Annotated in this window: 16 protein-coding genes, 6 pseudogenes and 1 riboswitch; of the genes and pseudogenes, 12 read left to right on the top strand and 10 right to left on the bottom strand. The window is 39.3% G+C overall.

Annotated elements, in window-relative coordinates; all coding sequences use genetic code 11:
* Nucleotide 1: 1 nt before the first annotated feature.
* The 6 genes and pseudogenes from M5V91_RS15315 to M5V91_RS15290 all read left to right on the top strand — a co-directional run bounded on the left by M5V91_RS15315 (nucleotide 2) and on the right by M5V91_RS15290 (nucleotide 5,495).
* A pseudogene (locus tag M5V91_RS15315) lies at nucleotides 2–1,413 on the top strand (SpoVR family protein).
* A gap of 715 nt (nucleotides 1,414–2,128) precedes the next feature.
* Nucleotides 2,129–2,605 carry a DsrE/DsrF/DrsH-like family protein gene (locus tag M5V91_RS15310; protein ID WP_009331500.1) on the top strand — a complete coding sequence of 159 codons (477 nt, stop codon included), beginning with the start codon at nucleotides 2,129–2,131 and terminating at the stop codon, nucleotides 2,603–2,605.
* A gap of 30 nt (nucleotides 2,606–2,635) precedes the next feature.
* Nucleotides 2,636–3,213: pseudogene (locus tag M5V91_RS15305) on the top strand (sulfurtransferase TusA family protein).
* Between the two features lie 40 nt (nucleotides 3,214–3,253).
* Nucleotides 3,254–4,374: pseudogene (locus M5V91_RS15300) on the top strand (MBL fold metallo-hydrolase).
* Between the two features lie 58 nt (nucleotides 4,375–4,432).
* Nucleotides 4,433–4,657 (top strand): annotated as a pseudogene (locus M5V91_RS15295) (sulfurtransferase TusA family protein); the annotation flags it as partial.
* A gap of 61 nt (nucleotides 4,658–4,718) precedes the next feature.
* Nucleotides 4,719–5,495: a sulfite exporter TauE/SafE family protein gene (locus M5V91_RS15290; RefSeq protein ID WP_019381387.1), complete on the top strand. Its 777-nt coding sequence runs from the start codon at nucleotides 4,719–4,721 to the stop codon at nucleotides 5,493–5,495.
* A gap of 170 nt (nucleotides 5,496–5,665) precedes the next feature.
* On the opposite strand, the gene M5V91_RS15285 is transcribed toward M5V91_RS15290, so the two are convergent.
* A complete protein-coding gene (locus tag M5V91_RS15285; RefSeq protein ID WP_009331495.1) occupies nucleotides 5,666–6,559 on the bottom strand; it encodes a YitT family protein in 894 nt (297 codons plus the stop codon).
* 350 nt (nucleotides 6,560–6,909) lie between these two features.
* On the opposite strand from M5V91_RS15285, the gene M5V91_RS15280 reads away from it, so the two are divergent.
* Nucleotides 6,910–7,812 (top strand): YihY/virulence factor BrkB family protein, encoded by a 903-nt coding sequence (locus M5V91_RS15280; protein WP_019381388.1) that lies wholly within the window; start codon nucleotides 6,910–6,912, stop codon nucleotides 7,810–7,812.
* A gap of 31 nt (nucleotides 7,813–7,843) precedes the next feature.
* Here M5V91_RS15280 and M5V91_RS15275 read toward each other — a convergent pair whose 3' ends face one another.
* Nucleotides 7,844–8,158, bottom strand: a complete 315-nt coding sequence (locus M5V91_RS15275; protein ID WP_251174446.1) for a DUF948 domain-containing protein — start codon at nucleotides 8,156–8,158, stop codon at nucleotides 7,844–7,846.
* Nucleotides 8,159–8,441: 283 nt separating this feature from the next.
* Nucleotides 8,442–8,543: riboswitch (purine riboswitch) on the top strand.
* A gap of 89 nt (nucleotides 8,544–8,632) precedes the next feature.
* Here M5V91_RS15275 and M5V91_RS15270 point away from each other — a divergent pair.
* Together M5V91_RS15270 and M5V91_RS15265 are read left to right on the top strand one after the other, a co-directional pair.
* Nucleotides 8,633–9,928, top strand: a complete 1,296-nt coding sequence (locus M5V91_RS15270; RefSeq protein ID WP_009331492.1) for an NCS2 family permease — start codon at nucleotides 8,633–8,635, stop codon at nucleotides 9,926–9,928.
* Nucleotides 9,929–10,128: 200 nt separating this feature from the next.
* Nucleotides 10,129–11,051: pseudogene (locus tag M5V91_RS15265) on the top strand (cation diffusion facilitator family transporter).
* Between the two features lie 13 nt (nucleotides 11,052–11,064).
* Here M5V91_RS15265 and M5V91_RS15260 read toward each other — a convergent pair.
* Nucleotides 11,065–11,382 (bottom strand): ArsR/SmtB family transcription factor, encoded by a 318-nt coding sequence (locus M5V91_RS15260; RefSeq protein WP_009331490.1) that lies wholly within the window; start codon nucleotides 11,380–11,382, stop codon nucleotides 11,065–11,067.
* 81 nt (nucleotides 11,383–11,463) lie between these two features.
* Complete coding sequence (locus tag M5V91_RS15255) at nucleotides 11,464–12,102, bottom strand: hypothetical protein (RefSeq protein WP_019381390.1); 639 nt, start codon at nucleotides 12,100–12,102, stop codon at nucleotides 11,464–11,466.
* Between the two features lie 182 nt (nucleotides 12,103–12,284).
* On the opposite strand from M5V91_RS15255, the gene M5V91_RS15250 reads away from it, so the two are divergent.
* Together M5V91_RS15250 and M5V91_RS15245 are read left to right on the top strand one after the other, a co-directional pair.
* Nucleotides 12,285–12,986: a response regulator transcription factor gene (locus tag M5V91_RS15250; RefSeq protein ID WP_009331488.1), complete on the top strand. Its 702-nt coding sequence runs from the start codon at nucleotides 12,285–12,287 to the stop codon at nucleotides 12,984–12,986.
* A complete protein-coding gene (locus M5V91_RS15245; RefSeq protein WP_284521331.1) occupies nucleotides 12,976–14,397 on the top strand; it encodes a sensor histidine kinase in 1,422 nt (473 codons plus the stop codon). The genes M5V91_RS15250 and M5V91_RS15245 overlap by 11 nt, the downstream gene beginning before the upstream one ends.
* 46 nt (nucleotides 14,398–14,443) lie before the next feature.
* Here the strand turns inward: M5V91_RS15245 and M5V91_RS15240 are convergent, their stop codons facing one another.
* The 5 genes and pseudogenes from M5V91_RS15240 to M5V91_RS15220 all read right to left on the bottom strand — a co-directional run bounded on the left by M5V91_RS15240 (nucleotide 14,444) and on the right by M5V91_RS15220 (nucleotide 19,966).
* Complete coding sequence (locus tag M5V91_RS15240; protein WP_009331486.1) at nucleotides 14,444–15,799, bottom strand: hemolysin family protein; 1,356 nt, start codon at nucleotides 15,797–15,799, stop codon at nucleotides 14,444–14,446.
* Nucleotides 15,800–15,863: 64 nt separating this feature from the next.
* Nucleotides 15,864–16,265 carry a MerR family transcriptional regulator gene (locus M5V91_RS15235; RefSeq protein WP_082919370.1) on the bottom strand — a complete coding sequence of 134 codons (402 nt, stop codon included), beginning with the start codon at nucleotides 16,263–16,265 and terminating at the stop codon, nucleotides 15,864–15,866.
* A 351-nt stretch (nucleotides 16,266–16,616) separates the two neighbouring features.
* Nucleotides 16,617–17,908: pseudogene (locus M5V91_RS15230) on the bottom strand (hemolysin family protein).
* A 244-nt stretch (nucleotides 17,909–18,152) separates the two neighbouring features.
* Entirely contained in the window at nucleotides 18,153–18,695 is a 543-nt protein-coding gene (locus M5V91_RS15225; RefSeq protein ID WP_009331483.1) for a GNAT family N-acetyltransferase, read from the bottom strand.
* A 131-nt stretch (nucleotides 18,696–18,826) separates the two neighbouring features.
* On the bottom strand, nucleotides 18,827–19,966 hold the full coding sequence (locus M5V91_RS15220; RefSeq protein WP_009331482.1) for a histidine kinase N-terminal domain-containing protein: 1,140 nt from the start codon (nucleotides 19,964–19,966) through the stop codon (nucleotides 18,827–18,829).
* A gap of 270 nt (nucleotides 19,967–20,236) precedes the next feature.
* Here M5V91_RS15220 and M5V91_RS15215 point away from each other — a divergent pair, with 270 nt between their 5' ends.
* Complete coding sequence (locus M5V91_RS15215) at nucleotides 20,237–20,704, top strand: helix-turn-helix transcriptional regulator (protein WP_009331481.1); 468 nt, start codon at nucleotides 20,237–20,239, stop codon at nucleotides 20,702–20,704.
* Between the two features lie 52 nt (nucleotides 20,705–20,756).
* Here the strand turns inward: M5V91_RS15215 and M5V91_RS15210 are convergent, their stop codons facing one another.
* On the bottom strand, nucleotides 20,757–21,293 hold the full coding sequence (locus tag M5V91_RS15210; protein WP_009331480.1) for a universal stress protein: 537 nt from the start codon (nucleotides 21,291–21,293) through the stop codon (nucleotides 20,757–20,759).
* Nucleotides 21,294–21,571: the final 278 nt, after the last annotated feature.

The raw sequence follows: 21,571 nt of genomic DNA, 5'->3' as shown, positions 1-21,571 counted from the left end.
AATGCGAGAAGAAGAAAATAAGTCATTGGAATATGCCATTCAGGAAATTACTGAAATTGCAAATGGGTTTGGCCTGGACTATTACCCAATGAGGTATGAAATTTGTCCTGCAGAAATCATTTATACATTCGGCGCTTATGGCATGCCGACCAGGTTTTCGCATTGGAGCTTTGGAAAACAGTTTCATAAAATGAAGCTGCATTATGATTTAGGATTATCAAAAATTTATGAGCTTGTAATCAATTCGGATCCTTGCTACGCGTTTCTGCTCGATTCCAATGCCCTTATTCAAAACAAATTAATTGTGGCGCATGTTTTAGCACACTGCGATTTCTTTAAAAATAATGTCCGTTTTCAAAACACAAAGAGGGACATGGTAGAGAGCATGGCTGCCACCGCCGAAAGAATCAGGCAATATGAAATTGAGTTTGGGAAGAAGGAAGTGGAAACTTTCCTGGATGCAGTGCTGGCAATTGAAGAACATATTGATCCGTCTCTTATGAGACCTAAGCTCGCCTGGAGTACGGAAGATGAATATGAAAGCAGCGGTGATACGGCAGCGCCTAGCCCTTATGATGATTTATGGGGTTTGGATGAAAGGAACAAAAAGCATGAGCCAAAGAAGAAGAAAAAGAAATTCCCTCCAAAACCCGAAAAGGATTTACTATTATTTATTGAAAGCTACAGCAGGGAGCTAACCGACTGGCAGCGGGATATTTTAACTATGATGCGGGAAGAAATGCTCTATTTTTGGCCGCAGCTCGAAACAAAAATCATGAATGAGGGATGGGCTTCCTATTGGCATCAGCGTATTTTAAGGGAAATGGAATTGACATCTGCAGAAGCGCTTGAATTTGCCAAATTGAATGCCGGAGTGGTTCAGCCGTCCAGAACCGGAATCAATCCATATTATCTGGGCCTGAAAATTTTTGAAGATATTGAAGAGAGGTATAACAACCCGACGGAGGAAATGAAGAGGCGCGGTGCAGTTCCAGGTTCAGGCAGGGAAAAAATGTTTGAGGTGCGTGAAATCGAATCCGATATTTCTTTTTGAGAAATTATTTAACAAAAGACCTTGTCATGAGAGAAGATATGTACCTTTTTCAAAAGCAGGGAAAGGATTATAAAATTGTTGATAAACAGTGGGAGCATGTTCGGGATCAGCTTGTCAGCATGCGTGTAAATGGAGGATTCCCGTATTTGACGGTTAATGACGGCGATTATATGAAGAATGGAGAGCTTTACCTCAAGCATTGGTTTGAAGGAGTGGAGCTTGATCTTAAATATCTTGAAAAAGTACTCCCATACGTATACCAGCTTTGGGGAAGAGGAGTTCATATGGAAACCATGGTTGAAGGAAAAAATATGCTTTTCACTTACGACGGGAAGAGCATTCATAGAAAATACTTATAACAATGGAGGACGAACCACATCTGAAGTGGTTCGTCTTTTTCAGGTTGAGCAATAAAAAGAGGTTTATTAAAAAATGGACAGGATATAAACTAAATACTTTCTTCCTAAGGAGTATTGCAGTAATATTAACGTGTACAGGCGGGGGTATTGGAATAGGTTATTTAATGACTTACCAGTTACTGATATAGCTTGAATCCATTTATAAACTAAAGAAAGGATGGTAATCTTGAAAATTACAGATTCAGCTCGTGACCTATTGAAGCAAGTGTTTCAAGAGAAAGATACGGGTGGCATTAGAGTTTATTTCGCAGGCTTTGGCTGAGGAGGCCCACAAATTGGACTGGCTCTGGATGAGCCGGAAGCAGACGATATAATCGAGACAATCAATGAAATTCAAGTTGCATTTGACCCGGAGATCAAGCAGCATACAGAAAGTATGATTCTGGACCATGATCAGGAAAATGAAAGACTAGTCTTATTAGGCAACGAAAGTGATTGCTGTTAAGACAGTGATTAAAAACACCCGTTTGGGTGTTTTTTTTGACAATAAGATTGGATCAAGTTATTGACATAATACCATATAGGGTATATTATATGAACTGTAATTGAATGAATAATGCAGAGGAGATTATGATGCTGCTGATTTTCTTTACACAATAAAAAACTATATTTTTTTGATTATATAAATACCCATTGGGGTAAGAGGGGGAGAAGAATGGATAAGAAGAAAACAACAATTGTTCTATTTAGCGGAGATTATGACAAGGTGATGGCAGCTTATATCATTGCCAACGGAGCAGCTGCTTATGACCATGAGGTAACAATCTTTCACACTTTTTGGGGACTGAATGCTCTAAGGAAAGATGAGTCTATTCAAGTGAAAAAATCATTTATGGAAAAAATGTTTGGAAAAATGATGCCTAGAGGTCCTGAAAAAATGGGTCTTTCAAAAATGAATATGGCTGGCATGGGTCCTAAAATGATTAAAGATATTATGAAAAAGCACAACACGATGCCAGTAAAGGATTTGATTGAAATGGCAAAAGAGCAGGATATAAAGCTGGTAGCCTGTCAGATGACAGTTGATCTTCTGGGCTTTAAACCAGATGAAATTATTGATGGCGTTGAATATGCTGGTGTAGCAGCCTACTTGGCTGATGCAGAAGATGGAAATGTAAACTTATTCATCTAAACCAAATTTTTATAATAGGGGGATTTCTAAATGAAAACATTAAAAGCAAACTTTACGGTAGATGCAAAAGGCCTTGCTTGTCCAATGCCAATTGTAAGAACAAAAAAGCAATAAATAATATAAATCCCGGTGAAGTACTTGGGGTGCTTGCAACGGATAAAGGTTCAAAGGCAGACATTCAGGCCTGGTCAAAAAGTTCAGGACATCAATATCTTGGAACAATTGAAGAAGGTGATGTGCTTATGCACTATATCCGCAAAGCAAGTGAAAATGAAGAGCGAGAAGCAGCAAATTTTGAGACTATTGCCTCTAACGAAGATCTTCAAAAAGAACTTGAATCAAATTCAGAGATTGACGTTCTTGATGTAAGGGAACCGGCTGAATTTGCATTTGAACATATTCCAAACGCTGTTTCTATCCCTTTTGGTGAACTTGAAGAACGAATGGGAGAGCTGAATAAAGATAAAAAGATTTATGTAGTATGCCGTACAGGCAGCCGAAGTGGTATGGCTTCACAGGCATTAAGCGATAAAGGCTTCACCCGCATAATTAATGTAGTGCCGGGTATGTCTGGTTGGAATGGACCGACAGAAACTAAAGTGAACTAAAAAATTTTAAAAGAAAGTATACAGTAGGGGGTATAAAACTATGAAAGCAATGACAGCTAAAGAAGTAACAAAAAAAGTTATTGAAAATGAAGAGCTATTTATACTGGATGTGCGCAATGAAAGTGACTTTAATGATTGGAAGATTGAAGGAAAAACCTTTGAATACTTGAATGTTCCCTACTTCGATCTTCTTGATGGAGTAGAGTCAATTCTGGATAAAATTCCAGCTGATAAAGAACTTTTAATCGTTTGTGCAAAAGAAGGATCTTCTGTCATGATTGCAGAAATGCTTGAAGAAGCTGGACGAGAGGCTTCTTACCTGAAGGGCGGAATGAAAGCATGGAGCGAACACCTTGAGCCTGTTAAGGTAGGAGACTTGAAGGACGGGGCGAAATGTACCAATTTGTCCGCATTGGTAAAGGATGTTTATCATATATGGTTATTTCTAATGGGGAAGCAGCGATTGTCGATGCAACAAGAATGACAGACGTATTTACTGATTTTGCTGCTGAAAAGAATGCAGAGATCAAGCATGTATTTGATACACATCTGCATGCTGACCATATCTCAGGCGGAAGAAAAATTGCTGAAAAAACAGGTGCTTCATACTGGCTTCCTCCCAAGGATGCTGAAGAAGTAACATTTGATTACAAAAGCCTTGAAGATGAAAGTGAAGTAATGATTGGTTCTACTAAGATCAGCATTCAAGCTGTTTATTCACCAGGCCATACAATTGGATCCACATCATTTGTGGTAGATGATCAATACCTTCTATCAGGAGATATTCTATTCATCGATTCAATTGGCCGACCTGACCTTGCAGGAAAAGCCGGTGCCTGGGCTGGCGATTTAAGGGAAACACTTTATAAGCGATATAAGGAGCTATCAAGTGAATTAGCTGTTATGCCTGCACACTTCATGATCATTGATGAGTTAAATGAAGATGGCAGTGTTTCTGAGAAACTTGGCACATTATTTGCTGAGAATCATGGATTAAAAATTGATGACGAAGGAGAGTTCAGAAAATTAGTTTCTGAGAACCTTCCTCCTCAGCCAAATGCTTATCAGGAAATCCGTGAAACAAATATGGGGAAAATCAACCCGGATGAAGAAAAACAGAGAGAGATGGAAATTGGTCCTAACCGCTGTGCTGTAAGATAATCATCTGATTTCATATAACGTTAAATTAGATAATTTTAAACAATGGAGGAATGGAAACATGAACGCAGCAAAAGTGCTGGATGCAAAAGGCTTAGCTTGTCCAATGCCAATCGTAAAAACAAAGAAAGCAATAGGGGAAATCGAATCAGGCCAGGTGCTTGAAGTTCATACAACCGACAAAGGTGCAGTTAAAGACTTGGCTGCCTGGACAGAGTCAACAGGACATGAGCTATTAAAACATGAGGATGACAGCGGAACTTTAAAGTTCTGGATAAAAAAGGCTAATCTATTGAAAGGTAAAGGGGGGCTGCTCCCTTTTATCGCTAAAAGGAGGAGATAGCCACATGGATTTGACCTTTTTATTCGTTATATTTTTAATTGGTTTTATCGGGTCTTACATTTCCGGCATGGTAGGAATTGGAGGCTCAATCATTAAATATCCTATGCTCTTATACATTCCGCCATTATTTGGATTAGCTGCTTTTTCTGCTCACGAAGTAACCGGAATCAGTGCAGTACAGGTGTTTTTTGCAACAATCGGGGGTGTCTGGGCTTACAGAAAAGGCGGATACCTGAATAAAACACTTATTATTTATATGGGTTCAGCAATACTAATCGGAAGTTTAATCGGAAGCTACGGTTCAAGGTTTATGACTGAAGGCGGCATCAATCTTGTATATGGGGTATTGGCTTTAATAGCGGCAGTCATGATGTTCGTGCCGAAAAAGGGCTTGGATGATATACCCTTGGATCAAGTAAAGTTCAATAAATGGCTTGCAGCCTTCTTTGCTTTGATCGTCGGCATCGGAGCTGGAATCGTAGGTGCAGCAGGTGCATTTTTACTTGTTCCTATTATGCTGGTTGTATTGAAGATCCCTACAAGGATGACGATTGCGACATCACTGGCCATTACATTTATTTCATCGATTGGATCTACAGCTGGCAAATTGGCAACCGGACAGGTGGACTATATTCCTGCTGCCATAATGATCATTGCCAGCTTAATTGCTTCACCATTAGGAGCAGCTGCAGGAAAGAGAGTGAATACAAAAATCCTCCAAGTCATATTGTCTGTTTTAATTCTGGCAACATCAATCAAAATTTGGATGGATATTTTATAATTAAGAGGGAGGGGGCAGCGGGTGCTGTTCCCTTTTAATTTTAACCTCTTTGATGTTTATCGTATTGCTAACATATTTATTTGTTATTTGATTTTACTGCCGCATCCAGGCGGTTTAGCAACAAAGGATATTACTTAAGAGAGGTTTTCATAAGACCATTACAACCATTCTTAGTGAATGGCTTTCTTTTTAAATCTGCCGCCTCTGACTTCAGCAATATCAGCTACTGCTAAAAAAGCACTCGGATCTATTTCTTCGACAATTGATTTTAACTTTGCTTCTTCAAGTCTGGTTATGACACAAAAAATTACTTTTTTGTCATCCCCAGTGTATGCACCTTCCCCATTTAAGTAGGTAACGCCTCGTCCAAGCCGGGCAAGAATCGCTTCGCCGATTATCTTGTGCTGTTCGCTGATAATCCAGGCGGATTTGGATTCATCCAGCCCGCTGATGACAACATCAATAGTCTTGAAAGCAATGAAATAGGCAAGGATTGAATACATGGCACGGTCCCAGCCGAAAACAAAGCCTGCAGTAGCAAAAATGAAGACATTGAAAAACATAATAATTTCCCCGACAGAGAACGGTAGTTTTTTATTTACCAGAATGGCCAGAATCTCTGTTCCATCTAAAGATCCCCCATATCTGATCACCATTCCGACCCCGAAGCCAAGAACAATACCGCCAAATACTGTAGCTAACAGCAAGTCCTCTGTAAATACGGGAACATCATGCAAGAGGAGGGTAGTGGCTGATAATACCGCAATGCCCAGCAATGTAGACAAAGCAAAGGTTTTCCCTATTTGTTTGTATCCTATGTAAAAAAATGGGATATTTAAGATGAAAATAAACCAGCCGAGTTTCCAGCCGGACATGTGGGAGAGGATAATGGAGATTCCTACTATTCCGCCATCCAGAATTTTATTGGGCACTAGGAATTCTTCGATTCCGACCCCCATAAGTATGGCTCCAAGTATGATGAAGAAAATTCTTTTTGCAAGCTTGCCTTTAGTCAACCCTTTATGTACATTTGCTCCAACAGCAGTCTCAAGTGAAACGTTCATAAATGACCCCCATTTAAATTGATGAATAATCTGTCAAACTGAACGAGCATCTTTAATGAGCTAATAACATAATATGATAGCTTGTGCCAATTTAGCTCAAATTAATTATTCGATAAGTTTGATAAAAACTATATCTAATTATAACATTTCTTATATTATAATGAGGGGTATCGAGTTCATAATGATAAGTTGTGAGCCCTTATTAGGATAATTTCCGTTCCGTGGAAAGGTATCTTTTTTATTTATCTATCAAAATGGAATGAATATTTTATTAAAATACGATTAGCTCAAAGGTCTTAGGGGAAATAAACACATACAAGCTATAAGCTGATTAAGGGAGGAGTAGTAAAATGCATAAGGTTATTCAATTTGGCAAGAAGCTCGGAAAGGAATTTAAGAAAGATCGGGCAACCGGGCTTGCAGCCGAACAAGCATATTATTATATGCTCTCCATTTTTCCTTTGTTAATTCTGCTTATCTCTATTGTTCCATATCTTTCACTGGATCCTCAAAAAGCATTATCATACTTGCAGAGTGTAATGCCGTCAGATTCATTTAATGTTATTGAAGATAATGTAGTGGATATCATTACGAAGCCGAACGGCGGCCTGCTGACGTTCGGTATCATAGGTACTTTATGGTCCGCTTCTAATGGAATGCAGGCATTCATAAGAGCCATGAATGACGCCTTTGATGTGGAGGAAACGAGGTCATTTATAAAATCAAGACTAATATCCATAGGTTTGACTCTTGGTTTGCTCGCAGCATTCATCATTGCTATGGTTCTTCCCGTGTTCGGGAAAGTCATCATGAACTTTGTTGAGAATTTTATTAATATACCTGATGGGATGCAGATACTGATCAATGTATTGAGATGGGCCATTGCTTTTGTAATCATGGTTACAGTTCTGGCTATTCTTTATAAGGTGGCACCAAATAAACATTTTCCTTTCAAACAGGTCTTGCCAGGCGCCATAGCCGCAACGGTTATGTGGCAGCTTATATCATTTGGCTTGTCATTTTATGTAAGCAATTTTGGGAATTATTCCGCCACATACGGAAGCCTTGGCGGAGTCATTGTATTGATGCTATGGTTCTTTTTAACCGGACTTGCCCTTGTTATTGGCGGGGAAATCAGTGCCCTCTATCACAGAAATAATACACTCAAGCCGGGCCGAGGAAAGAAAGATGACAAAGAAAATTCCAAGGTGCAAACAGATGCAGAAGCCTATCGTACACTTTCAATAAAATAGGACAAAATAAAACGAGGGCTCAGCCCTCGTTTTATTTAATTTGGTGGATAAAAGGTATTTTGATGTTCCACCATTTCTTTATTTTCTTCGGTGTTTCTTTTACAGCGGATATCGTATTATTAAAGGTCTGTTTCTTATAATTGATATCTCTTTGAATTTCTTTCTGGGTTGCTGTCAGTTCGTCAATCCCATTTTTTAATTGATCTGCTTTTAGCTGCATAACAGTGCTTATAGCTGTCAGTTTCTTAATTGCCGGTTTGGCATCCTTGTATGCTTTAAAAGCATAGATGCCCAGAAAGATCAGGGACGCTGCAATAAGAATCAAGCTTGCATATACAATGAACATTGTGACCTGCCTCCTCATGCTGGTTTTTTAGAAAATTTTCGAACTGCAATTACTGCTAGTCCCGCCGCCTCTCCCCTCGAGGTGTCGGGGTAACCAAGGCGCCTATGTTTTCCTTATTGTTTACCCATTACAAAAAAATTAACATAAACCCTGTAACCAACTTTAAGATAAAGGGGAATACTCAGAATAAATTAAAGAATTGACCATCATATTTGAGTTTGCTAGAATTGTTTTCATTATATTAATATATAATTTTATTGGGCAGGACATTGATCATTGAGGTGCTGCGGCAATAGATTTTACCTGTATATGTTCAGAGATAGGGTCTGAGCGTTTCTACCGGGCTGCCGTAAATAGCTTGACTACAGGGGATATAGCTTGTTCGAATCGGCATGCTATTTTCTTCTGTTTCTTATGGCAGCTTCGCATATTGCGGAGCTTTTTTTATTGGTTACTAAATAAGGAGGGAATGACATGTCATCTTTTTTCCGGTTTCGTGAAAGAGAAACATCATACAAACAGGAAACAATCGCAGGTTTAACGACATTTTTATCAATGGCATATATATTAATTGTAAATCCAATTATACTTAGCCAGGCTGGAATGGATAAAGGAGCTGTCTTTACGGCTACGGCGCTGTCGGCAATTATTGGCTCTTTATTAATTGGCTTGCTGTCCAATTATCCAATTGGGATTGCACCAAGCATGGGACTCAATTCTTTCTTCACTTTTTCTGTCTGCATCGGGATGGGCATTCCATGGCAAACGGCTTTAACTGGTGTATTTGTTTCAGGGATTTTATTTGTGATTTTAAGCTTATTAAAAATACGGGAAAAAATTATTAACGTTATACCCAAGGATTTAAAGCATGCAATAGCAGGCGGGATTGGCTTTTTTATTGCTTTTATCGGATTGAAAAATGCCGGTTTGATTGTAGGAAATGAGGCGACATTTGTTGCAATTGGCGATTTTAAATCCCCAGTCACGCTGCTGGCAGTTTTCTGTTTTATCCTAACAATCGTGTTAATGGTAAGGGGAGTTAAAGGTGCCATTTTTTATGGTATGGTCATTTCAGCTGTTGCTGGAATGTTAATTGGCCTTATTGATAAACCGGAAAAAATTGTGGGGGCCATTCCGAGCCTTGAACCGACATTTGGTGAAGTTTTTCAGAATATTGATCAAATCTTTACCCCGGAAATGCTGGCAGTCATATTCACTTTCTTATTTGTTGCCTTTTTTGATACGGCTGGAGCCTTAATCGCCATTGCAAGTCAGGCGGGATTGATGAAGAATAATGAAATCCCTAATGCGGGAAAAGCGCTTCTGGCAGATTCGAGTGCTACTGTAGTCGGTTCTGTGCTTGGAACTTCTACAACTGCCTCCATGATTGAGTCCAGTTCAGGGATTGCGGCCGGAGGAAGGACAGGCTTTACTTCTGTTATCATCTCTGCGTGCTTCGCTATTGCATTATTCTTTTCTCCATTACTCGGTGTCATTACGGCCGAAGTTACGTCTCCGGCACTTATCATTGTCGGAGCACTGATGGCTATGGAAGTGAAACATATCGATTGGGGAAAACTGGAAATAGCTATTCCGGCATTTGTAACCATCTTAATGATGCCGCTGACTTTCAGTGTAGCAACTGGGATTGCACTCGGCTTCATCTTATACCCAATCACAATGCTGGCATTGAAAAGGCCAAAAGAAATTCATCCAATAATGTATGGACTATGTATTGCATTTATGGGGTATTTTGTTTATCTTGCATAAGGAAGAGGGCTGCCTGTATACTCAGGCAGCCTTTTTGTGAATCCTATAATTGCTTTGAAGAAATGGCTTTTCTATATTATAAAATGTTTGCGCCACTCTTTTAGTCTAAATAAAAAGGAAACAACAAAAAATCATTGAACAATAAGCCAATGTCATACATAATATATATGAGCATATATTCATATAAAGGGGTGGAACGAATGGGACACAGTCATGGTCATGGACATGGGCATTCACATGATCACCATCACACAGGCAATAAAAAGGCTTTAATGTGGGCATTTATTTTGATTGCTTCATTTATGATTGTAGAAGTAATTGGAGGAATATGGACTAACAGCCTTGCGCTGCTATCGGATGCCGGACACATGCTGAGTGACGCAGCTGCGCTTGGCTTAAGTTTTCTGGCAATCAAAATAGGGGAAAAAAGGCGACAAATTCAAAAACATTTGGCTATAAACGATTTGAAATTATTGCTGCTTCAATTAATGGAATTACACTGCTGCTGATTTCTCTCTATATTTTCTATGAAGCCTACCACCGCATTCTAGAGCCGCCGGCTGTTCAAAGCATGGGGATGCTGGTGATTTCATCAATCGGACTGCTCGTAAATATCGCAGCGGCATTTATTTTAATGAGTGGGGATAAGGACCACAACTTAAATGTTCGGAGCGCTTTTCTGCATGTTCTTGGTGACTTGCTTGGTTCTGTTGGAGCTATAACAGCTGCGCTTCTAATTTATTTCTTCGGCTGGGGTATTGCGGACCCGATTGCCAGTGTAATGGTAGCACTTCTCATCCTTATAAGCGGATGGAGGGTGGTAAAAGAGTCTTTTCATATTTTAATGGAAGGGACACCTTCTCACCTGAACCCTGAGGATATTAGAAGGAAACTCCTTGGTCTTGCACATGTAAAAGATGTTCATGATCTTCATATCTGGACGATTACTTCTGGTTTCCCTTCTCTTAGCTGCCATCTTGTGATTGAACATGACGGCGGTCACGATGCAGTACTTCATGCGGCGCAATCGGTACTTCATGATGAATATGGCATTGAGCATAGTACAATTCAAGTGGAAGGAGAAAGAAAAGGCTGCCCCGGCCATAATGAGAGCTGTAATTAATAGGGTCCAAAGTTCATGAATGCTGGCTATGTTCGATTGCCTGGTTCAATAAACTAATGACGTGTTCATCATCATGGCTGTAGAAAAGAGTGGTTCCTTCACGGCGGAATTTTACCAGCCGCAGGTTTTTCAAAAAGCGCAGCTGGTGAGAAACCGTAGACTGAAGCAGTGATAAATTTTCGGCAATCTCATTTACCGAATACTCTCCGTGAAATAATAAATGAAGAATTCTAAGCCTGGTTGGATCTGATAATGCTTTGAATGTCTGGGAAACCATGAATAAGGTTTCTTCATCCAGATCGGCTGGGTACGGCGCGTTTTCTTCTGTCATTTTGTTCACCTCTGCCTTCCATTATAATTCTGTTCTAAAAAAACGAAACCGCAGAGGTGTGCCCTTTGCGGTTTTAACATTTTATTTTTTCTTTCTCACTTCCTGGTGAATTTCATCAACCAGTTTTTTCATTTCTGTATGGATTTGTTCTTTTTCCAGGTTCAGTTCCTTTTTTATTTCAGGCATTGATTTTCCTTGTTCCTTCATTTGAATTATTTCGCCAAGATCCTTATTTGCCGCCTTTGCCATGGCTGCACCTGAAATAAGATAACGAAGAGGGATTCCTTTGTCAAGATACCCCTGCAGTACTTGAGGAGACTTTCCGGAATACTCGGAGACCTTTTGCAGAACAACTTGTTTATTGGTTTCAAGGAACTTATCCATGTGATGCTGATGCTTTTTTATTTTCTCTAAATCCACTCCATACTGTTGTGCTGTTTTTTCCCAGGAAGAGTTACTTTTTTTATAAAATGCCAGAACGTCCCCAACCTGTTTATTTGAAAATTTTGCAATGTGGGCAGCTATGAAGATTTCCTTTTTGGTGAATCCTTGTTTCAGAAGGGACTTCATTAAGGATTCATCAACCATTCGGTGATGGTGTTCATGTTTCTGCTCTTGTCCCGGTGATTGTCCCTTTGGTGCTGTTTCGGCGTTAACGGATAAAGCGGCCCCCGTTAGTAAAATGCAAAAAGACAATACTAATTGTAATTTTTTATTCATGCTGCACTGCACTCCTTTCAAAATTATAATTCGTATATAGCATTTCCCAAGATATAGCGAAAGCATTAATAAATTTGGCTATCTTTTTCAAGAAAACGTTAAGGACAGAGATATTCATTGAAAAAAACACTCATTTCGATTACATTAAGAAAAGAAGACTGTTCGGGGACGGTGATGAGAAAATGAAAATTCTTGTTGTGGAAGATAATGAAAGTGTCTGTTCAATGCTGGAAATGTTCTTTATGAAAGAAGGGTACCATGGTGTCTTTGTCCACGATGGGCAGCAGGGGTTTGAGCATTTTAATAAAGAAAGATGGGACTTACTTATTGTCGATTGGATGCTTCCTATTATGGATGGAGTGACTCTCTGCCGTAAAATAAGGGAATTGAGCAAGGTCCCGATCATTATGCTGACGGCTAAAGATAGCGAGTCCGATCAGGTTCTGGGCCTTGAAATGGGTGCTGATGATTATGTGACCAAGCCATTCAGTCCGCTGACGCTAATGGCCAGGATCAAAGCGGTGACACGCAGGTTTCAGGCAGAAACAGGATCAGCGGATGAACCCCACTATGTTGCCAGTGAATACTTCAAAATCAGCAAAGAATCCAGAGAGGCCTATTATAATGGGCAGCTTCTCAAGAATTTAACCCCGAAGGAATTTGACTTGCTGTATTATCTTGTAAAACATCCGAAACAGGTTTTTACAAGAGAGCAGCTGCTTGATAGTGTATGGGGTTATCAGTTTTATGGAGATGAAAGAACGGTAGATGTACATATAAAAAGGCTCAGGAAAAAAATAGGCACGGAAGAGCAGCCTTTTATCCATACTGTATGGGGTGTTGGCTATAAATTTGATGAAACGGCAGCAGATAATGAAGGTTAAATATTTTTATCAGCTGTTGATAAGTCATGTCAGCATCCTCATTCTGGCATTCCTGTTATTAAGCCTTCTTTTCTCCCAGTTTGTTGAGAGTTATATTTTTGAGAATAAAGTGGAAGAGCTTGATTCCTATGGCGAACAGATCCTGACTGATTTAACAGTCAGGATAGAGGGTGATGAACAATTTTTAACAGAATACAGCCAGCTGCTCGATGCAAGGAATATAAAATACATACTCTTTGATCATAAAGGGAGGGTCTTGTATCCGGAGCTTAAATCAGATCCGATGATTCAGCTCACCAAATCTGAGTGGGCTGAAATTTCGAAAGGAAATAAAGTAACTGTAAAGCATGATATAGAACGCTTCGGCCAGGAGGTAACACTGGTTGCCATGCCTTATATGCAGGGGGGCAATATGGTTGGCGGAGTTTTGCTTCTGTCGCCTATAACTGGAGCGATGGAGATTATCAGCCAATTAAATCGATTTTTATTATATACCATTTTTATTTCACTCTCTGCGACCATCCTGTTGAGCCTGGTTCTCTCTAAAAATCTTATCAAGAGGATAACGGATCTTAGGAATGCTGCCTCTATGATCTCTTCCGGGAACTATGATGTGAATGTACCATACACCTATATGGATGAAATCGGTGAATTGGCTAAAGACTTTAACGATATGGCAGCCAGATTGAAGGAATCTAATGAAGAAATTAAAAGACTGGAGAATAGAAGGAGGAAATTCATTGCTGATGTCTCGCATGAGCTGCGGACTCCTTTGACCACCATCAGCGGTTTGGCTGAAGGCATTAAAGGAGGACTTATTCCGGAAGCGGAAAAAGAAAAAGGGATGATCCTGATTGACAGGGAGGCCAAGAGACTTATTCGTCTGGTAAACGAAAATCTGGATTATGAAAAGATCCGGTCCAATCAGCTGCAGCTGAATAAAATGGATATTGATCTTCTGGAAGCATTTGAAATAGTTAAGGAACAGCTGGAATTTCAGGCAGGAGAAAAAGGAAACAGGATATATCTTGAGGCAGAAGAAGGGGTTTCAGTTCATGCAGATTATGACCGGCTAATTCAAATTTTGGTTAATATTGTAAAGAATAGCATTCAATTCACCGATCAAGGCTCCATAATTTTAAGAGGACATGAAGGTCCTGATCAAACAGTGATCGAAATAGAGGACACGGGTATAGGCATCGATCCTCAAGAAATCGAGTCTATCTGGCTGCGTTTTTATAAAGCGGATTTATCCAGGACCAACCATTCCTTTGGTGAATTTGGCATTGGGCTTTCCATTGTTAAACAGCTTGTTCAGCTGCACAGCGGGGAGATTGCTGTCAGCAGTGAAAAAGAGAAAGGGACTAAATTTACGATTAAGTTTCCACGGAAAACAGCATCTTCTCAATAAGGCAAAAAAAGGAACAGCCCTCTGACAGGCTGTTCCTTTAATCCATTTATGACAATACCTCGGTTTCAGTAAAAGGCACTTCTTTTGCAGGTGCCGGCTCTTCTGTTTCTGGTACTGCTGTTACTTCAATATACTTAATATGATGCTCTTCCATATCAAGTATTTTAAACCGGTAATTTTCATATTCGATCATATCGCCTTGTTTGGCTTCGTAATTTTCTGTCAAAATCCAGCCGCCGATGGTATCGATATCTTCATCATTAATGCCGGTTCCCAGCAAGTCATTAACTTCGCTGACAAGAACTTTTGAATCAATGATATATTGGCCTTCTTCCGTCTTTCTGACCATGGGAACTTCATCCATGTCGAATTCATCGCGGATTTCACCCACAATTTCTTCAATGATATCCTCAACAGTAACTAACCCTGAGGTACCGCCGTACTCATCCATTAAGATGGCCATGTGAATCCGTTCTTTCTGCATTTTTAGCAGCAGCTCATGGATAGGTATGCTGTCAATGACCCTGATAATGGGACGAATGTATGATTCTAGGGTGCTTGATGATAATTCCCTGTTCATAATGAGATCTGTCATGACTTCTTTTATGTTGACCATGCCAATGATATGATCCTTATCCCCATCTATAATGGGATAGCGTGTAAATTTCTCTTCCTGAACGATTTGCAGGAAGTCTTCTAGTGTATCATCTTTTGATAAAGAAACAATTTCTGTACGCGGAACCATGATTTCTTTCGCGATACGGTTATCAAACTCAAAGATTTTATTTACATACTTAAACTCAGATTGGTTGATTTCGCCGCTTTCATAGCTTTCTGATAAAATAATGCGAAGTTCTTCTTCAGAATGTGCCAATTCGTGTTCAGAAGCAGGCTTTAATCCAAACATGCTGGTCAATAGGCGGGCAGAACCATTCAGCGCCCAAATAATTGGATACATAACCCGGTAAAACCAGATTAAAGGACGTGTTGTTAACAATGTAACCGCTTCTGCCTTTTGTATTGCCAGAGTCTTTGGAGCCAATTCCCCCACAACTACGTGCAGGAAGGTGATAAAAGCAAAAGCAATGCTGAATGAGATAACATGCGAAATGGAAGACGGCAATCCGAAACTGTTGATCACTGGCCGCAGCAGGTGTTCAATTGTCGGTTCACCCAGCCAGCCAAGGCCGAGGGCTGTAATGGTAATTCCCAGCTGGCAGGCCGAAAGGTATTCATCCAAATTCGAAATGACTTTCTTCGCAGCAATTGCATTTTTATTACCTTCTTCAATTAGCTGATCAATCCTGGAACTTCGTATTTTAACAATGGCAAATTCCGATGTAACGAAAAAAGCCGTTAAAGCAATTAAAATGGCTATAAAAACCAAGTTTAATATGTCCAAATAAGTTCCCCTTATCCCGCCTAAACGGGCAGGGTGTCACCTCCTGATTTTGTGAAAAATGGGATCAGCTGGTTAAGTCGGAAAGGGAACGGAGCAATGCAGTGCTTTCAGTAGTCAGCTTCTTGGAAAAGCCATGTTTTTGTTCATCATCCAGTGTATTAATAAGCGGCATGAGAACAGCTATTTCCTGATGAAGCTGTTTAATCTGCAATGTGACTGCGTTAATATGCTTTTCAACTTCCCCTGTCTGAATCTCCCTTTTCGTTTTCATTTCTAGTTTTCTCTTAATCTCTTCAAGCGGAAGATGCAGCAGTTTGCATTCCTCAATAAATCTTAGATCAGACAAAACTTCTTCTGAATATATGCGATAATTTGATTTTGAGCGTTTCGCTTTTATTAGGCCAATGCTAGTGTAGTAATCTATAGTTCTTTTAGAAACATTAGCAATATTGGCTAATTCGCCGATACGATAGTAAGCCCCATCATATCACCTCTGTTTTGAATACTTATATCTCATGAAAGTGCTTTCCATCAAGAGATATAGTTAGAATCAATTATACGTTAGCACAAACCATACAGTCAAACGTAGTAGTTTGGAAAAAAGGGTTACATTTATTTTATGAAATTATGCATTAAATATGAAGTAAAAAGATTCGGAAAAATTAATTTTTTTGTGAGTGCTAAAAGATCACCATTTTGACTTATGCAATCTGGAGGTAAGGCAGCTTCTGACAGGCATACTATTTCAGCATAAGCAGCCGGAAGGCAATTTAAAAACCAGGAGCCAAAAAGCGCTCCCGGTCATTCCCTATGAAGGTCATATTTTCACAACTTCAATATAGGAAATATGATGCCCCTCCATTTCCTTAATAATAAATCTGAATCCTTCTTCTTCGATAAAGTCTCCCTGAGCGGCATCATACTTCTGCGTCATTATCCAGCCTCCGATAGTGTCTACATCATCATCAGATAATGATGTTCCCAGAAGATCATTTGCTTCTGAAATCAGCAGCTTTGCATCCAGGATATAATGATTTTCTCCTGGCTTTTGAACAAACGGAAGTTCGTCTGCATCGAATTCGTCCCGAATTTCACCCACAATTTCTTCGAGGATATCTTCAACTGTGACCACACCAGCTGTTCCGCCGTATTCATCAAGGAGAATGGCCATATGGAAACGCTCTTTCTGCATTCTCAGGAGCAAATCGTGAATGGGAATGGTCTCAATCACTCTGATGACAGGTTTAATATATTGCCGTAAAGGGTGTTTGCCTTCGCATTTTTTCTAACGCAGTCAGTTAAGATTTCCTTTACATTAATAATCCCAAGAATATTATCTTTATCACCCGCCGTAACAGGATATCTGGTGTATCGCTCATTCAATATGAGATCCAGGGTTTCTGCCAATGATGAATCTTCCGGAAGGGTAACGATCTCGGTTCGAGGAACCATTATCTCTTTAGCAATTCTATTGTCAAACTCAAAAATTCGATCTACATACTGATATTCTGATGGATTGATTTCTCCGCTCTTTAAGCTTTCAGATAGGATAATCCGCAGCTCTTCCTCTGAATGGGCCATTTCACTTTCTGAAACAGGCTTCAGTCCAAATAACCCTGTGATAATTCTTGCTGAACCATTTAAAATCCAAATAAATGGATACATAATCCTGTAAAATACTATTAATGGTTTTGAAAAAGATAACGTTATTGCCTCTGCTTTTTGTATGGCAAAGGTTTTTGGCGCCAGTTCTCCAATAACCACATGAAGAAATGTCACAACAGAAAAAGCAATAACAAAAGAGAGGATATGAGTTATGGAAGCCTGTAAGTTAATGCTTTCAAATAGGGGATGGAGCAGCCTCTCAATAGTCGGTTCACCAAGCCAGCCGAGGCCCAGTGCTGTAATCGTAATCCCAAGCTGACAGGCAGATAAGTATTCATCCAGACTGCTTATAACTTGTTTTGCTGAACGGGCTTTAGCATTTCCCTCCATAATAAGCTGGTCAATACGTGAAGTCCGGACTTTAACAATGGCAAATTCAGATGCAACAAAAAAAGCAGTTAATGCAATTAAGAGAAATAATAAAAATAGGTTAAGGGTGATCATATAAAATCCTTACACGATATGTAAGGAGCCGGCACCTCCTTTATTATAAGTACTTTTCCCTTATTCATGAATTTTACAAATAAACCTGGAATAAAGGATTTCTTTAATAAGAAAGTACCCTTAATTAGGAGGAAGGTAACCAGTAAATAATAAAAAAGCCTGAAGGCAGGCTTTTTCGAAAGTGAAACGTATAAATTCTGAAGGTAGATAACTGTCTAGCTCCAGGAGCCATCGGCTTTTCTTTTCAATAATTCCATTCTCTTGCCAGAAGTCCATATACGGCAAGGTCGTGATATCGATTATAAAGGTACTCTCCATCCCGGATGATTCCTTCGTGACGAAAGCCGAGTCTCTCCGGTATCGCGCGGCTTTTTCCATTTCTGATCCCGCACCGTATTTCGATTCTGTTCAGTCTTAAATCAAAGAAAGCATGATTAATCATGGCTTGCACACTTCGTGTCATAATTCCGCTTCCCTCAAAATCCTTTGCAAGGTAATACCCAATGCTGGTTTGTCTGTTATTCCAGTCGATCTGGTGAAAACCAATAGAGCCTGCAAGTTTTCCCTGATAACGGATTCCTGCATTAAAGCCGTTGTTATCGGCAAACTGTTTCAGCCATATTGGAATAATAGAGTGATACTGTACAGGTGAAGCCATATTATCTACCCATGGAAGCCATTCTCTTAAATGATTGCGGTTTCTGTCCACCAGGTTGAAAAGCTCTTCTGAATGATGAAGCTGGAACAATTGCAATTCTATATCTTCATCTGCTTTTAAGGAAAACATAGGATAATCTCCTCCAATAATCTGTAAATATATTAATAATAATCTGAAATTAAATAAAAATATATATATTTGGTTCAAATCATGTACGCTTTTAAGCCAGGAATATGAAAAAGCTGCTCCTCAATAGGGAGTCAGCCTTTGACTATTGTCTGTTTTTCAGTTGGCAGGGTTATGCTGAAAACGGTCCAATCCGACTCTGTATCACAGGTGAGAGTCCCTTGATGTTTTTCAATTATCTCTCTGCATACAAATAAACCGAGCCCTGTTCCGAGTGTTTTGGTTGTAACAAATGGTTCGAAAATGGAACTGACGAGATGCTCTGGAATTCTCGGCCCATTGTTGGCAATATCAAGCTTTATGTGTCCTTCTGGAGTCCATTTGCTTTTAATATGAATGACAGGGTCGCTGCGGTACTGAGTAAGCACATCAATGGCATTGAAGATAATATTGATAAATACTTGACGGATTTCATCAGCATAGCCATTCAAATATATATCTTCGTTCATATCCTGAAGAATCTTAACCTTTCCATCCAGGATACTGGGATAGAGAAATATCAGGACTTCATCTATTAATTCATTTAGAGAGAAAGTGATTTTCTCTTTTCCGATCAGTTCCTTTTTAGAGAGGAGCAAAAATTGTGAAATTCTAAAATTCAGCTGCTCCAGTTCATTTGAAATGATATCCAAGTATTTCATGGTAGGATTTTCGGATTTTAACAGCTGGATAAACCCCTGTACAGATGTAAGCGGATTTCTGAACTCATGAATAAAGCTGGAAGTCATCTGGCCCAGCAGAGTCAATCTATCTTTATGGGTGGAATCGATAAATTGTGTCTTTTCCTTAATAATCTGATCTTTGGCATCCGTATATCTGGATACAGCGTGATATAAGAATTTATCGAAGCAATAACTGATTTTTTCGTACAGGCTCTGCAGTTCATGAAAATGTATTTCAGAACGATTCAATATTTCGAGAAAAATTGTTCTTCCCAAGTTGACATTATAAACAAAGTCTCCGATATTAATTTCTGCTTTCACTCGCTGCTCAGCGACAGAGTAGGCAAGCTTTTGAATATATTCTTCAAGTTCATCGCCTTCCTTTATCAGAAATTGAATAATCAATTGGAACATGGCGGTGCCATTATCTTTGATTTTATCTTTAAAAGGATCATCTTTATTAATGAGTATTTTTTTATTCCATTCACTTAAAAGGTTTTCTTTTTCCGTTAGCAGAAGTTCCAATATAGCTTTATTTGTTTCAATCGTCATTTTACCCTCCACTTTTTCACATTAAAACAGTTATCCCATAGATTTCGATAGATTACAGCAAAATCCTCTGTTAATTTAATGGAAAATATCAGTAATTTTACCCTATGGAATATGGCTATACTTGTGACAAAATGCACAGTCATTTTTTTGTGATAATTGATATATTTAAAGAATAAGGCAATTTTTTATTTGTAAAATTGTCACTATTTCTTTTATAATATAGAAACAGGTGTAAATTTACACCAACAACGAAAAGGGAATGAAGCTGCATTGACTAGAGATGAAATTATACTGAAAGTTTCAGATAAGATCCGTCTTATCCGTACAGAGGCAGGATATACACAAGATAAGATGGCGGAAATTATTGGTGTTTCAAAGAAGACCCTGGTTCAAATTGAGAAAGGGCGGGCCGAAGCAGGATGGTCGACTGTGGTGGCTGTTTGTGCCTTATTCAGGGAAACGGAAACAGTCCGGTTTCTGTTTGGAAACGAACCCCTTGAAGTTCTGGAAACTATTGCAAGAGAGGGAATCGATTATAGGAAAGAAAAGACTCTTGGCGGAAAGCTCTGGTGGCGGGAATTGAAGAGAAGCAATGGTTTGATCCTTCAGCAGAATATCATCAGCCAGCATTACAGGATTATTGATCAGGACCATTTTCGAATTTACAGCAGTTTCGATGAAGCATCTTCTAAAGAACGGTTTGAGGAGCTGGCTGCAGAAAATAAAGGCCTTCAATAATAGGTGTATTCTATTAAATATAAAAAAGCAGCCGCCGGGCTGCTTTCCTGTTCTAAGGGATTTGCGGATTTTCCTTATCTTTAGCTATAAGCACAGGGCAAGGTGCATTTTTGGCAATTTTTGAGCTGGTGCTCCCAAGGAACATCTTTTTAATTCCGCCTTTGCCTGAGCTGCCCACTATAATTAAATCGGCATTTTCGGCAGCGGCATATTCAGATATGCTGTCAGCGGGACTTCCTTCTATAACATCGAACTTTACATTGATGTTATACGGCTCAAGAATTTCCCTTGCATTAAAAAAAGTATTGTCAACACTATGTTTCACTCTTGCGTGAGTCGTGGCAGAGGATTCATCATGATATACCGGCAGGGGCGGTATTTGAATTCCTTCCAGCAGATAGCCATTTGTCCTTACAGGCTCTATTGCTTTCTCATTGCTTATGGGAACATTTTCAATTGTCTCCTCAAAGACTTGTGTAATCAGAAGCTGGGCTTCAGGATGCTGCTTAACCAATTCGATCGCCATATTTAAAGCCTGTCTGCTTCCATCTGTATCATCATAGCCAACTACAATTTTTTCAAAGAACATAATAGTTCACCCCTTCTTAAGGTAAGAAAACTTATTGGTCATATACCCTTTATTGCTAGAAGTCAATCATTGTAAATCAAATGGCTCCTGAAAAATTTGTGCATACCCCCATAAAAAACGATATTGCTTCGTAGACTATTAATAAAAATGAGGCAAACTCATATGGAATGCTATGCGTCTGCAAATATTCCATTTTATCAAAAAAGCATTCGGCCTGCGATTGCTTTTTTTCATTGATGCCGGATTTGGGAGATTGTCGCTATTTAAACTGGATTATA

Source organism: Cytobacillus pseudoceanisediminis (assembly GCF_023516215.1).
In the GTDB taxonomy this organism is placed as follows: Bacteria; Bacillota; Bacilli; order Bacillales; family Cytobacillaceae; genus Cytobacillus; species Cytobacillus pseudoceanisediminis.
This window is presented reverse-complemented; position numbering and strand designations above follow the sequence as displayed.